A 13,960-nucleotide genomic window follows, 5' to 3' on the forward strand; every position below is an offset into this window, starting at 1 on the left:
AGTAATAGCCTGAGCTTCGGCATAGCCAAAGCTCACTTAGTAAGAATCGTTTAGGTACGATCTATATTAGCTAGAAGCAAAGCCTCTTTTAAATTTATCAATCGCTGCTTTAAGAGCGGCTTCGTTATCTGCTGTCAAATCCTTGGTATCTCTGATGGATTGAGCAACTTCAGCAGCACTGCTGTCCATGTAAGCAAGGAATTCCTTTTCAAAACGTTTTACGTCTTTAACAGGAATATCATCCAAGTATCCTTTTACAGCTGTGTACAAGCTAAGCACTTGATGTTCAACAGACAACGGCTGATTTACACCTTGTTTCAGAACTTCCATCATACGTGCTCCGCGATTCAGACGAGCAAGCGTGGATTTATCAAGATCTGAGCCGAACTGTGAGAAAGCTTGAAGTTCACGATATTGAGCAAGATCCAAACGGAGCGAGCCAGCTACCTTCTTCATCGCTTTAATCTGAGCGGAGCCCCCTACACGGGAAACGGAGATACCGACGTTGATCGCCGGACGTTGACCAGAGTAGAACAGATCGGATTCAAGGAAGATTTGACCATCTGTAATCGAGATTACGTTCGTAGGAATGTAAGCCGATACGTCAGATGCTTGTGTTTCGATGAACGGAAGCGCGGTTAATGAACCACCACCAAGCTCATCACTAAGCTTAGCCGCACGTTCCAAAAGACGGGAGTGCAAGTAGAACACGTCACCAGGGAACGCTTCACGACCCGGTGGACGACGAAGCAGCAAGGACAATTCGCGATAAGCCGAAGCTTGTTTTGAAAGGTCATCATAAATGATCAATACGTGTTCGCCCTTGTACATAAAGTACTCGCCCATTGCGCAACCTGCGTATGGAGCAATATACAACAGTGGGGATGGCTCTGAAGCCGAAGCAGTTACAACGATTGTATATTCCAACGCGCCATGACGGCGGAGAGTTTCTACAACCTGTGCTACTGTGGATTGTTTTTGTCCAATGGCAACATAAATACATTTCATTCCGTTGCCTTTTTGGTTGATAATCGCATCGATTGCGATTGCAGTCTTACCTGTTTGACGGTCACCAATGATAAGTTCGCGTTGTCCACGACCAATTGGTACCATCGCATCAATCGCTTTAAGACCAGTTTGCATTGGCTCATGAACCGATTTACGGTCGATAACACCAGGAGCATTATTCTCAACCGGACGGAACTCCGTCGTTTGAATTGGGCCTTTACCGTCAAGCGGCATACCGAGTGCGTTAACAACACGACCCAGAAGGGCCTCTCCAACTGGAACTTGCATGATTTGTCCAGTACGTTTTACTTGATCGCCTTCACGAATTTCCTTGTACTCACCCAGAATTACAACACCGACGTTGCTTTCTTCCAGATTGAGCGCCATGCCCACTACACCGTTGGAGAACTCTAGCAACTCGCCTGCCATTGCGTTTTCCAGACCGTAGACACGAGCGATACCGTCTCCGACTTGAATGACGGTGCCCACTTCGGCAACTTCGATATCGGCTTTATATTGCTCAATTTGACTTTTGATCAAAGTGCTGATCTCTTCAGGTCTGATGCCCAATATCCTCACCCCTATCTTCTATGCTTATCATTAAAGGATTTCTCGAGACGTTCCAATTTACTAGAAAGACTTCCGTCATACAGCGTATCGCCGATATAAACCTTCAGTCCTCCCAGCAGGCTTGGATCGACCACATTCGTAACCCGAATTTTACGGTTTACTAGCTGGCCGAATTCTGCAGCTACAGCCGCTTGTTCTTCTTCACTTAAAGAATAAACGGAGTATACCTTAGCATCACCAATGCCAAGAGCGTCTCCTTCAATCTTGATATACGTATCCAGCAGTTCGGCAAAAATATCGGTTCTGCCTCGCTCTACTAACAGTTCTACAATGTTCATTACAATAGGAGAGAGCTTATCTTGAAGTGCTGTGCGCAGCACTTTCAGCTTGTCGGACTCCGAGATACGTGGTGCAAGAATAAAACGCTGTACCTCTTGGTCTAAATGTAAAACTTCGACCACTGCCTTGAGCTGTTCTTCTACTTCAAGGGTAATCCCCTTCTCTACCGCTGCACTGTACAATGCTTTAGCGTAGCGCTTGGCAACTACCGTATCGCGGCTCATGATCGGCCTCCTACCTCATTGAGGTATTGGTTCACAAGCTGCTCCTGCTCACTGCTAGCACTAACTTCTTTCTTAAGAAGTTTAGAAGCAATACGAACAGATGCCGTTCCAATTTCGCTGCGCAACTCTTCCACTGCTTTATTCTTCTCGTTCTCGATATCGCGCACGGCCTCTTCTTTGACGCGTGCAGCTTCAACTTTAGCTTGCGCCAAAGCTTGTTCTACCTGTTGATTACTAGTAATTTGCGATTGTTGAATAATCTGTTGAGCTTCCTGGCGTGCACTGTTCAGCGCCTGCTTCTGCTCTTCCACATACGCGACCGCTTGCTCTCTAGTCTTCGCAGCTTCATCCATTTGCTGCATTACCAGCTCACGGCGTTTCTCCATAACTGCGAACAGTTTGCTGAACGCATACTTACTGAGCAAGAAATATAGAATCCCAAAGGCTACAATTGAAAATAAGATGTTTGTCCAAACAATTTCCACTGAGGTCACTCCCTTCCATTACCGCGTCATGCGGACGTATACAAAAGTAAGGCGCGGATGGCATCGGCCGTCCCCGCCAAACCGTAAATACGGTTTATTAAGATGAAAACATGATTAGGAATGCGATAACTGTTGCTGCCAACGGAATAACTTCGACGATACCTACACCGATAAACATTGTTGTTTGAAGCGCATTACGAGCTTCTGGTTGACGAGCGATGGACTCAACTGTTCTACTAACGATCATACCATTACCAAGACCTGCACCAAGTGCACCCAAACCAACCGCTATTGCTGCTGCTAAATATTCCATTTGTAAATATCCTCCTTTAATTTTGGTTCATATTATGTTTAATGATATAAGATATCTCCCGCGAAAGAAAATCAGACGATAACCGTTCCCTTCGCAGCAGTTCATTAATGTGCTTCTTCTTCGTGAATCGTCATCTGTGCGATATAAACCATCGTCAGTATCGTAAAGATAAACGCCTGTAGTGCCCCGACGAAAATACTGAAGCCTTGCCATACAGCCAGGAAAGGAATACTGAGAATCCCCAGTTTCAAAATGACTGTAATCAGTACTTCTCCGGCAAAGATGTTAGCAAATAGACGAATTGCCAGAGCTACTGGTTTTGCCAAGTTCTCGATAATGTTCAGTGGCAAAAAGATTGGAAACGGCTCAATATAGTGTTTGAAATAATGCTTGCCATTGAGCTTAATGCCCAGGAAGTTCATCAGTATAAACACAATAATTGCCAATCCTGCAGTGATATTAATGTCAGCAGTCGGCGACTTGTACCATAAGATCTCAACATGATCACCATGCGCCAAGTTCCTGGTTGCTTCAATCACATGGCCAAACACGGTTACAGGTCCATGTGCTTCAGTTACAACTGAGAAGGGCAATCCAAGAAGGTTGGAAACAAAGATAAACAGAATCAACGTTAGCCCCAAAGATATGTAAGGTTTTCCTTTCTTCAGGTCCATGGCACTGCTTATGACACCCTCTACAAATTCTACAACCCATTCCATAAAATTCTGAAGCTTAGATGGATTCTCAACCGAAAGCTTACGAACCGACAGCATCACCAGTACAAATACTACTGTACAACTGATCAGAAGCATCAATACGGCTGATATATCTATCGGTATTCCCCCGACAAAGATTTTCGGCATCTCATGCATAGTATCATCCCCCTTTCTCTTTAATCTGGTTAAAGTTTGTTCTTCACACTCAGATATATCCCCGCAGGAATGGCGAGAAGCTGAGGAATGAATACGCCTGAAATAGTTGCTACCAGGGAGAAATGCTCAATCTTGACCGCGAACATGGTGACCAAAATTGCGAAGCTAATCCGTGTAACAAAACCGAGGCTGAAGGCATTCCCTTCGTTGCTCGCAATCGACTGCGTTACCCGTCGAACCTTGACGGCCAGATAACGAAAGTTTACCAATCCCGCCACCAGACCCAGAGTCATGCCCAGTGTAAAATCCCTGGTCTCATGATGAAGCGCCCAGCCCATTAAGAGTCCTGCCATAAGGACGAGCGTAACTCTAGTGACGGTATTGATCATGGGAGTCATATTATCCATTCTGCTCCCCCAAAAATTTTTTAATTAACAGGACGACGTTCACAATTCCCAGAATCATTCCGGTTATAGTGCCAATAGCGAGCCAATATTTAGGTCCCTCCATCAAGTCTTTCAGCCACCTTGCCGCAAAAAAACCAATAACAATGTAAGCGGCGAGTATAGTGCCTGCACTTCCAATGATAAGCGCGGTCTGTAACAAGCTGTCCCTGCTATTTTGTTCTTTCATGGCTACAATCCCAACTAATTTTACTGAATTTCTGGAGTCTTTGTCAATTCATTGAACATTGCCCAAAAACCCTTGAAAACATGAAAATAATCACAGCAAAATGTTCCAAAACCATATAAACCGTACAGTTTCACTGTATGTTGATTTTAATCAGATCAGATATTACTTTAAATGAAATTATTTATTTTTTGTGAACATTCTGTGAAACTCTTCAGGACGCTCCTTATTTACACCAAAATGGTGCAAAATCGCATTGACAATTCGTTGGGAGGCTTTGCCATCTCCGTACGGGTTGGCGGCCCGACTCATCGACTGATAGAGCTCATTATCAGTCAAAAGAGCATGTGTCCGTGCATACACCTTCTCCTCGTCCGTGCCCACAAGTTCTAGCGTTCCAGCGTCTATCCCTTCAGGACGCTCCGTCGTATCACGAAGCACAAGTACTGGTACTCCGTATGAAGGAGCTTCCTCTTGTAAACCGCCAGAATCGGTCAATATCAAGTGGGTATGCGGATAAAAATTATGCAAATCCACGACATCCAGCGGATCAATCAGCTTAATTCTTGGATGTCCACCCAAAATTTCATGTGCAGGTTCCTTAACGGCAGGACTCGGATGCACAGGATAAACAATGGCTACATCTTCGAATTCATCAGCGATTCTTTTGACAGCTCGGAAGATATTCCGATGCGGTTCACCTTGAGATTCTCTACGGTGAGCAGTCATCAAAATAAGTTTTTTTCCTGAAGCAAAATCCAAAACAGGATGCCGGTAATCAGGCTGTACGGTATATTGAAACACATCGGTTACAGTGTTGCCTGTGATATAAATACTTGATTCTTTTTTGTTCTCATGTCTCAGATTACTAGCTGACCAATCCGTTGGAGCGAAATGCAGGTCTGCTAATACGCCTGTAAGCTGACGGTTCATTTCTTCAGGATACGGAGACAATTTGTTCCATGTCCGAAGTCCTGCTTCTACGTGCCCAACCTGAATTTGCTGCAGGAAAGAGGCATAGCTTGCAAGGAACGTCGTTAATGTGTCCCCGTGCACCAATACGAGATCAGGTTTAACCTCTCTGAGTACAGGTTCCAGGCCTTCGAGCACTCGAATAGTAATCTCATTAAGCGTCTGACGGTCCTTCATCACATCCAGATCGTAATCAGGAGTAATATTGAACACTTCCAACACTTGATCGAGCAACTCCCTGTGCTGTGCTGTTACACATACAATTGACTCGATGTGCTCAGGATGCTTCTTCAGTTCAAGAACTAGAGGAGCCATCTTGATCGCCTCGGGGCGCACTCCGAAAATAGTCATCACTTTAATTTTGGACATAACCCCTACCCTCTCATCAAAAAATAAACAAATTTCTTATATCCTATTACGAATTACTATTTACTTAGTTCCGTACAAACGATCTCCAGCATCGCCAAGTCCCGGAACGATATATCCATGCTCATTCAAATGATCATCAAGCGCAGCTACATAAATATCGACATCTGGGTGAGCCTCTTGAACGGCAGCAACACCTTCTGGAGCTGCAATCAGGTTCATCATTTTAATTTGTGTACAGCCACGCTTCTTCAGCGAGGTAATAGCAGCAATCGCAGATCCCCCCGTAGCTAGCATTGGATCAATTACGATCAGTTCACGTTCCTGTACATCTGTAGGAAGCTTGATGTAATACTCAACCGGTTGAAGCGTGTCCGGATCACGGAATAAGCCAACATGTCCTACTTTAGCAGCAGGAAGAAGCTTCAGAACGCCCTCAAGCATACCCAGACCAGCACGAAGAATAGGGATAAGCCCAAGCATTCTTCCAGAAATCACTTTACTTTCCGTTTCAGTGACCGGTGTTTGTACTGTAATGGTTTCTAGAGGAATATCACGTGTTATCTCATAAGCCATCAATGTGGCAACTTCGTCAACATGCTCTCTGAAATCCTTCGTGTTTGTTCTTACGTCGCGAATAAATGTTAGTTTGTGTTGAATTAAAGGATGATCGCAAATCACCAATTTTCCCATTTCCTGTCCCTCCGGTAATTGTAAGTCGTGTCTATAACCCTAGAAAGCGTTTTTGCTTCTCTATGGCTAAATCCTGTCTATTATAGCATTCCCATCGCCGCATTTCACCTAGAAAGGCACATGTACCCATATTGAACCCCTACCCTTGTGTTTTCCTTCGCTTATAAAGGTAAGGATTGGTAATTCCGTTGCCTTTTCAGGAATAAAACCTAGATTAGGTTGTGCAAATTTGCATTTTTCATACTATTCACATTTTTTTCACTATTGTTTATGAAAGTTCCATGAACTTTCATGATTGATTTCATGATTTTCCATCAATTTACCCAGATAATATTGTGAACAATAAACAACAAAAAACCTCCACCAAACCCTAAAATCAGGACTCGGTGGAGGTGAATTTATTAGTGAATACGAGAATAAGAACTAGTACTTCAGTTCTGGATAAAGTGGGTACTGATCCGTCAAATCAGCAACTTGACGAGCTGCCTCAGCTAATTTCACTTCATCCTTCGGATTCTTCAGAACATTAGCTATAATGCGGCCAATAACCACCATAGCTTGCTCGTCCATACCACGGGAAGTAACCGCAGGTGTACCAATACGAATACCGCTTGTTACGAAAGGACTTGTAGGATCAAATGGAATTGCGTTTTTATTCACAGTGATTCCGATGGAATCTAGTACTTTTTCCGCATCTTTTCCGGTAATGTTCAGGTTGCGTGTATCAAGCAACATCAAGTGGTTATCTGTACCACCGGATACAATGTTAACCCCTTCGCTAATCAGTGTTTCTGCAAGAACATTTGCATTCTTCACTACATTCTCAGCATAGGTCTTAAAGGATGGCAGCAAAGCTTCACCGAATGCGACTGCTTTTGACGCAATGACATGCATCAGCGGTCCACCTTGGGAACCAGGGAATACGGCTTTATCGATAGCAGCTGCCCATGGCTGTCTGCACATAATCATACCTCCGCGGGGACCGCGTAAAGTCTTATGTGTTGTAGTTGTAACGAAATGAGCATGAGGAACCGGGCTCGGATGAAGACCAGCAGCAACAAGACCTGCGATATGGGCCATATCTACCATAAACAACGCGCCGACATCATTGGCGATAGCACCAAGTTTTTCGAAATCAATAATGCGCGGATACGCACTTGCACCAGCAACAATCAACTTAGGACGGTGCTTGAAGGCTGCTTTGCGTACTTCGTCATAATCAATTAGGAAAGTATCTTCTTGTACACCATAAGCTACGAAGTTATAGAGTAATCCAGAAGCATTTACTGGACTACCATGCGTTAAATGTCCGCCATGCGCCAAGTTCATGCCAAGAACCGTGTCGCCCGGGTTAAGTGCAGCGAGATATACAGCCATATTCGCTTGTGCTCCAGAGTGAGGCTGTACGTTGACATGTTCCGCACCGAACAATTCTTTTGCACGATCACGAGCCAGATTCTCAACGATATCCACATCTTCACAGCCACCATAATACCGTTTGCCTGGATAGCCTTCTGCATATTTGTTCGTAAGCACTGAGCCCATGGCTTCCATTACGGCTTCGCTAACGATATTCTCTGAGGCAATAAGCTCAATGTTGGCACGCTGACGTTTCAGTTCCAGTTCCATTGCTTCCAGTACTGCCGGGTCACTCTTACGTAATTGTTCCATGTTCTTATTTCCTCCCTAGTGTGTGTAGATATGTTGTATTTAAATAGAAACGATTTGCCCGCCACGAAAAAGCTTTAGGTCTACGTTTCTGCAAAAACATAAATCTAAGTCCATCAATCACAAACCTGTGAATCACTCTGTTCAAGAGTACGGTAAACCGCACGTTCGCCGCCAATAAGCGGAGGTCTGGCCCATGCCGCGTTCACTCTAGCTGCTCCAATGTACCGCAAGGTCGGCCGAAAAGGAACTGCCACGCGGCGCAAATGCATACCTATAAGAGTCTCACCAATGTCTAAGCCAGCATGTGCTTCTAACGTTTCCGCCAGAACAGGATCTTTCATAGAGCGATAGGCAGCCGCAGCCATCGAACCGCCAGCACCCGGTATAGGTACAGCTGAAACTTCACTTAGCCCAAGCGACTCTAGCAAAGAGCGTTCCATTACAAGCGCACGATTCAGATGCTCACAGCACTGATAAACGAGATGAAATCCTTTTTCCGCTGCGACCAAACGAGCCCCTTCAAGCAGTTGCTGTGCGACTTCAAGCGCACCACCGGTTCCAATACGGACACCAGCGACCTCACTTGTGCTAACTCCTAGGACAACAATTTTACCAGATCCAAGGTTACCAGCTTCCGCCAACTCCCTTAACACAGTGACAGTAGCTTCAGTTAAAGATAACTCCACAACTTTGTCCATCACCCTACCTCCTCAAGCTTCAAACAAGCGTCATTTAAACAAAAAAGAGCAGTCCGCAGGTAGCTGCGGATTTGCTCTTTTGCCCAGGCGACCGGCCGTTTATTCCGATGCTCCATCGTGGTTTGATCCACATTTGTCGCCAGTTACATCGGAACCGATTAGTTGTACTTTCATCTTAAAGCAAAGCCGACTGAAAATCAACCATTTACAAATGGCGTAAGGATTCCAGTTTATCTAATAAACTAAACAACGAAGTGCGAATCTCAGCAGCAGTAAGCTCATAATCTTCACGCGTACCCCCGAATGGATCAGAAATATCAAAGCTTGGGATACGCTGGCGGATTTCAATCATTCGTTGTAGATCCGTTGCGTTGGGTTCACCACCTAGAGCTATGTTTAACTCAGCATCTGCATAAAGGCTGTCCAATTCTTTAATATCCTCAGTCACAGCTTCTTCGTTATGCACGTATTCCTTCAATGTATATGTTTTTGTTACGGCATCCGGAAAATACTGTAGCAAATGTTGCTTATGTCCACTGGTTAAGGTAAGTACAAGATCGGCCCAAGCGACGGATTGCCCTGTTAATTGCGACGACTCTAAATGATCATGAATGCCTTCTTCCTGCAAAATAGCTGCAGCATGTCTCGATATAGAAGTACCAGAAATGGCAGATACACCTGCAGACCGCACTTCCAGGTCGATTCCACGTTCCTTCGCAAGCTTTCGTAAAAGCCCCTCAGCCATAGGACTACGGCATGTATTACCGGTGCAGACGAATAAAATATGCAGCATGCTTTTGCACCCCCATGAAATTAAAATATTGTAATGCCGTTATTGTATCAAAAGATGAATAGCAAGCCAAACCCCAATAAAATAGCCCCGCCCAGTGCTTCCCCATATTCCCCGAGTCCACGACTGACATGCCGCCCAAGAAGCAGGCCGATAATTGACATCAGACCTCCACAGGCACCAAAAGCTAGTATAGTCAGAAGTACACCATTCACAAACATCCCTAAGGATACCCCAACGGAAAAAGAATCCACACTAACACTGAGTGATAGAAGCAGCATTCCCCATAAGGTTCGGTGATTCATAGCTCGCGTACCTACCACTTCCGGACGAAAGGAGTTATACACCATATGTCCGCCTAACAGCACAAGTAGCCCTCCTGCGGCATAAGTTGTTACTTGACCTAGCAAATGTCCGACATAACTTCCAGTCAATAAACCTAGAAGAGGCATCAGCATATGAAAAAAAGCAATGAGCACACTCATTTGCAGAATATGCAGCAGACGAATCCCTTTCATCCCGATCCCTACTCCGAGCGAAAAGGCATCCATCCCTAATGCAATCGCCATTATAGCAATAGTAACTGTCTGCCCCCAACCGGCATATACATCTCCTATGCCCATGCTTAACCCCCCAAGTCCGAAATATCTTGTACAACAACGATATGCGGACAAGGGGGTAATCATGACTTCATAGGAGATTTCAGATTCGAAGAACCTATACTATAGCTGGATAGAAAGGTCGCCGTGGCTATCCGGCATCAATGACGGAACCACCGGCTGCCTTCATAAGCCGGTTCATAATAGCTACGCCGAGGCCCGTATACGGACAAGCCTCGGCCAAGATGTAAGTCGCTCCCGCTTCATCGAAGCGCCGCAGCGCGGCATATAGGGAGCGCGCCCCTTCCTCCGGCGAGGATAACGAGCCGAGGGAAAGAACGTAGGCGGCAGGATCGGCGGGATAGAGGGGCTTATGCTCCTCGAAGAGGAGTAAGCCCGTTACTTCGCCGTTCAGCTGTGCCGCCTGAAGTAGACTCGCGGCTTCATCCGCAACACGTTGCGGAGAAGATCCGCTCACCACACCGAGCCAGCCGCGCGGCGCGTAGTGCGTGTACTTCATGCCCGGCGCGCGTGGCGCCGAGCTGGCGGAAACAGCTTCTGCACCGTGGCGTTCCTTCGGTGCAGTGACTACTGGAGCTTCCGCTGCTGCGGAAGCTCCAAATTCTTTAACCACAGCTGGCTCAGCAGCAATGGCTTCTGCTCCCACTACAGCAGTTAACTGCTCCAAAGTAATCCCACCAGGACGAAGCACGGCAACCTTTCCATCAGGCTGCACCTGCACAACAGTTGACTCCAGTCCAACTCCGGCCGCGCCGCCATCAAGTACGCCGCCAATGTATCCGGCCAAGTCTTCCATCACATGTGAAGCTAAGGTCGGACTCGGACGACCGGAACGGTTAGCACTAGGTGCCGCAACGGGACAGCCCGCTGCACTGATCAGCGCCAAAGCTACCGGATGATCAGGCATACGAACACCTACCGTGTCCAGTCCTGCCGTTACACAGGATGACAAAACACCCTCACGAACAGGAAGAACAACTGTCAGCGGTCCTGGCCAATAAGCATCCATCAATACCGCAGCCGTAGGATGCACTTCTGTAACCAGCTCGTCCAGAGCACCTGGATCGGCAATATGCACGATAAGGGGATTATCAGACGGTCGCCCTTTTGCCGCAAAAACAGCCTCAACTGCCGCAGTATTCCGTGCATCCGCACCAAGTCCATAGACCGTTTCGGTTGGAAAAGCGACCGTTCCACCTTCACGAAGCATGGCTGCCGCCTCCACGATGGCTAACTTATTCTCCTCACTTGGCTGAAGTACACCGGAATCCGAAGCTGCATCTTCCAGCAAATCCAGTACCCAATATACAGTCTCATTTCTAATTCCACTCCGCCGCTGAACGGCGAATAAAGGGTCGTGTGGTTCATTCATTCTCATCACAGGCTTTCTACAGGATATATATTGAACAATAGCTTTTCTTGCAATCTTAGGATAAATACTCTGGAGGTTCATTAACTCTAATCTTACCAAAAAGCGGCCCCAATGAAGGCGCCGCAGTCGATCTGCTTATGAAATAGTAACATATCTAGATTCAAAACTATAGACCATTTCCACAAAACCAAAGGGCTAACATCAGCATTACGACCATAATCCGCTAATCCAGTTCCAAAGGTTTTGCAGCAGTTCCCAAACGAAGAACCGCACCTCTGGCTCTGCGGAATCCGCTGCCGCAACATCCTTCGCCGAAGAATCTGCTTGTACAGCTGTTCCTACTGCTGGTTGCGCCTTAACTCCGCTATCTGCCCCGGCAGCCGAGACGGTCTTCGCCCCTTTATTAGCAGCAGGCGCTGCTGCATCTCCGGAGCCCGCATCGATAAAGCACAGCGGCGGAAACAGTACGCACCACCAGTTCTGACCCTTTCCTTCGCCCAACGTAACCCGCACAGCCTCGTATTCTCCGGCCGGATAGACTGTTCCACCGTATAATTTGGTCGGAAAAGGAACTACACCCAGCTCAACTTTATATGAATATTGAATGCCGCGTTTCTCTAGCTCCGATCCAACCAGTGCATTAAGCTCTGGTAGATGAGTTCTAATTAAAGCGCGTGCCTGCTCTAAACTCTGTGGGTCCTCAAGTGCAGTTACCCACTGGTTCATTTGCTCTACGATTGTATCGCGGATTTGCCGCTTCACTAGTTGATCTTGTGTTCCGTCCGAATTCGCCAGAATACGCAGCCGGATAGAATCCTGCGGAATCGATACTTCGGCTACTGCTGCATCGGTTTTTTGACCTTCCCAGGCCATGATAACGATCATAAAAAAACAAATTAAAATGGCAGTATACTTAAAAGTTACACGTAAGGAATCTCTTTTATCCATATGATTATCGTTCATTTGTCGCAGCCCCTCTCCTCTTAACTCTCATGCTAGTAGTATGTCCAGAGATGAGAGACTGCAAACCTATGAATCTATTAAATCTATAATTTTACAGCAAGCGCCTTAGGCAACTGCAAATCCTCCTCAACATCCCGACCATAAAGATGCACACTCATTACAATCCCCATACAGGCCATATTAATTAAAAGAGATGTGCCTCCATAACTGATGAACGGAAGTGTAATTCCCGTAAGCGGCATTAGGCCGATAAAAGCTCCAATATTCTCTAAGATTTGATATAGCAGCATTGCCGTAATTCCAATAATCAAAAACGGACCACTACGCTCCCTACTCTCTAGAGCAATCAGTATCATCCGATGAAGAAGAATAAAAAAGAGCAACAGCAGCAGCGCTGAACCCACAAACCCAAACTCCTCCGCAACCTGTACGAATATAGCATCCGAATAGGTATATGGAACACGGTTACTCTGCACAGAGCTTCCTTGCATGTACCCCTCGCCACTCATCCCTCCGGAGGCAATAGCCACTTTAGCATTTTTCGTGTGATAGCTTGCATCATCTGACGCCAAATCAGGTACGAGCCAAGGATCAAAACGATCCACTAAATGCTTCCTGCCAAGGGTCTCCTCAAAAAAATATACCGCTTCATCATGATAGTGAATATAGCTCAGAATTCCTGCAAGACCCAATCCGCCAACGATTAGTAATCCGATGAGTGCATGTGAAATTTTGATATTCCCGATCCATAGAAGACCGATTAATATTACGATGTAGCTTAGCGCATTTCCGAGATCATTCTGTACAATAACTATGGCAAAAGGGAGCAATGTAAGAAGCGCCAGCGGAACGACTCCCTTCCAGAAGGTTAGCGTGGCTCCTTGTTTACGGACCAGTATGGACGCGAGTAAAAGAATCAATATCAACTTAAAAAGCTCCGCAGGTTGAAAGCTAAGTCCACCTATCTCTAGCCCTAATTGCGCACCGTTCTTTACCTTACCAAAAAAACTAACCGACACTAGGAGACCAATACCCAAGATGTAAATATAAAGAGCATATTTAACAAATATCCTATAGTCCACGAAGGTAAGCACAAAAAACGCTACAAACCCTACAATGTAGTATTTAAGCATTTGTAGATGGAACCCATCTAGTTTCTGAACTAATCTACCATTAGTCACGCTGTATATCGAAAGAATACTAATCACCATCAGCATAACTAGAACAATAAGAATCACGCTATCGATCTTCTTGAGCTTTTTAAGCATACGCAAACCCCTTACTCTATTAAGGTTCCAACCACCCTCACCTGAGGAAAGTCTCTCCTTTCTATTGTAGAGCATTCAAGGCCACAATTCCAAATTTATGTAATAC

16 protein-coding genes and 1 riboswitch are annotated in these 13,960 nt (G+C 45.8%); all 16 genes read right to left on the reverse strand.

Annotated features, from left to right (window positions below):
* Nucleotides 1-66: 66 nt before the first annotated feature.
* Complete coding sequence (gene atpA, locus MKY19_RS28390; RefSeq protein WP_339799189.1) at nt 67-1,578, reverse strand: F0F1 ATP synthase subunit alpha; 1,512 nt, start codon at nt 1,576-1,578, stop codon at nt 67-69.
* Between the two features lie 11 nt (nt 1,579-1,589).
* Nucleotides 1,590-2,141 (reverse strand): F0F1 ATP synthase subunit delta, encoded by a 552-nt coding sequence (locus MKY19_RS28395; RefSeq protein WP_042192468.1) that lies wholly within the window; start codon nt 2,139-2,141, stop codon nt 1,590-1,592.
* Nucleotides 2,138-2,626: a F0F1 ATP synthase subunit B gene (gene atpF / locus MKY19_RS28400; protein ID WP_060625973.1), complete on the reverse strand. Its 489-nt coding sequence runs from the start codon at nt 2,624-2,626 to the stop codon at nt 2,138-2,140. The genes MKY19_RS28395 and atpF overlap by 4 nt, the downstream gene beginning before the upstream one ends.
* A 97-nt stretch (nt 2,627-2,723) precedes the next feature.
* Nucleotides 2,724-2,939 (reverse strand): F0F1 ATP synthase subunit C, encoded by a 216-nt coding sequence (gene atpE / locus MKY19_RS28405; protein WP_060625974.1) that lies wholly within the window; start codon nt 2,937-2,939, stop codon nt 2,724-2,726.
* Nucleotides 2,940-3,043: 104 nt separating this feature from the next.
* Nucleotides 3,044-3,811: a F0F1 ATP synthase subunit A gene (gene atpB / locus MKY19_RS28410; RefSeq protein ID WP_042192471.1), complete on the reverse strand. Its 768-nt coding sequence runs from the start codon at nt 3,809-3,811 to the stop codon at nt 3,044-3,046.
* A 29-nt stretch (nt 3,812-3,840) separates the two neighbouring features.
* Nucleotides 3,841-4,218: an ATP synthase subunit I gene (locus MKY19_RS28415; RefSeq protein ID WP_076285650.1), complete on the reverse strand. Its 378-nt coding sequence runs from the start codon at nt 4,216-4,218 to the stop codon at nt 3,841-3,843.
* Entirely contained in the window at nt 4,211-4,444 is a 234-nt protein-coding gene (locus MKY19_RS28420) for an AtpZ/AtpI family protein (RefSeq protein WP_042192476.1), read from the reverse strand. Before MKY19_RS28420 ends, MKY19_RS28415 begins: the two co-directional genes overlap by 8 nt.
* 177 nt (nt 4,445-4,621) lie before the next feature.
* Nucleotides 4,622-5,782 (reverse strand): UDP-N-acetylglucosamine 2-epimerase (non-hydrolyzing), encoded by a 1,161-nt coding sequence (gene wecB, locus MKY19_RS28425; protein ID WP_042192480.1) that lies wholly within the window; start codon nt 5,780-5,782, stop codon nt 4,622-4,624.
* Between the two features lie 60 nt (nt 5,783-5,842).
* Nucleotides 5,843-6,472 carry a uracil phosphoribosyltransferase gene (gene upp / locus MKY19_RS28430; RefSeq protein WP_042131376.1) on the reverse strand — a complete coding sequence of 210 codons (630 nt, stop codon included), beginning with the start codon at nt 6,470-6,472 and terminating at the stop codon, nt 5,843-5,845.
* A 423-nt stretch (nt 6,473-6,895) separates the two neighbouring features.
* Nucleotides 6,896-8,143, reverse strand: coding sequence for a serine hydroxymethyltransferase (glyA, locus tag MKY19_RS28435; protein ID WP_042192482.1), 1,248 nt, complete (start codon nt 8,141-8,143; stop codon nt 6,896-6,898).
* Nucleotides 8,144-8,256: 113 nt separating this feature from the next.
* Nucleotides 8,257-8,841, reverse strand: a complete 585-nt coding sequence (locus tag MKY19_RS28440) for a TIGR01440 family protein (protein ID WP_339267614.1) — start codon at nt 8,839-8,841, stop codon at nt 8,257-8,259.
* 74 nt (nt 8,842-8,915) lie between these two features.
* Nucleotides 8,916-8,998: riboswitch (ZMP/ZTP riboswitch) on the reverse strand.
* 48 nt (nt 8,999-9,046) lie between these two features.
* Nucleotides 9,047-9,634, reverse strand: a complete 588-nt coding sequence (locus tag MKY19_RS28445; RefSeq protein ID WP_339799195.1) for a low molecular weight protein arginine phosphatase — start codon at nt 9,632-9,634, stop codon at nt 9,047-9,049.
* Between the two features lie 47 nt (nt 9,635-9,681).
* On the reverse strand, nt 9,682-10,254 hold the full coding sequence (locus tag MKY19_RS28450; RefSeq protein ID WP_042192488.1) for a manganese efflux pump: 573 nt from the start codon (nt 10,252-10,254) through the stop codon (nt 9,682-9,684).
* Between the two features lie 127 nt (nt 10,255-10,381).
* Nucleotides 10,382-11,623, reverse strand: a complete 1,242-nt coding sequence (locus tag MKY19_RS28455; protein WP_339804547.1) for an L-threonylcarbamoyladenylate synthase — start codon at nt 11,621-11,623, stop codon at nt 10,382-10,384.
* Nucleotides 11,624-11,830: 207 nt separating this feature from the next.
* Complete coding sequence (gene spoIIR / locus MKY19_RS28460) at nt 11,831-12,586, reverse strand: stage II sporulation protein R (RefSeq protein ID WP_081382658.1); 756 nt, start codon at nt 12,584-12,586, stop codon at nt 11,831-11,833.
* An 83-nt stretch (nt 12,587-12,669) separates the two neighbouring features.
* Entirely contained in the window at nt 12,670-13,854 is a 1,185-nt protein-coding gene (locus tag MKY19_RS28465; RefSeq protein ID WP_076285647.1) for an FtsW/RodA/SpoVE family cell cycle protein, read from the reverse strand.
* Nucleotides 13,855-13,960: the final 106 nt, after the last annotated feature.

It is taken from the genome of Paenibacillus sp. FSL R5-0744, assembly GCF_037972555.1.
Taxonomy (GTDB): Bacteria; Bacillota; Bacilli; order Paenibacillales; family Paenibacillaceae; genus Paenibacillus_AQ.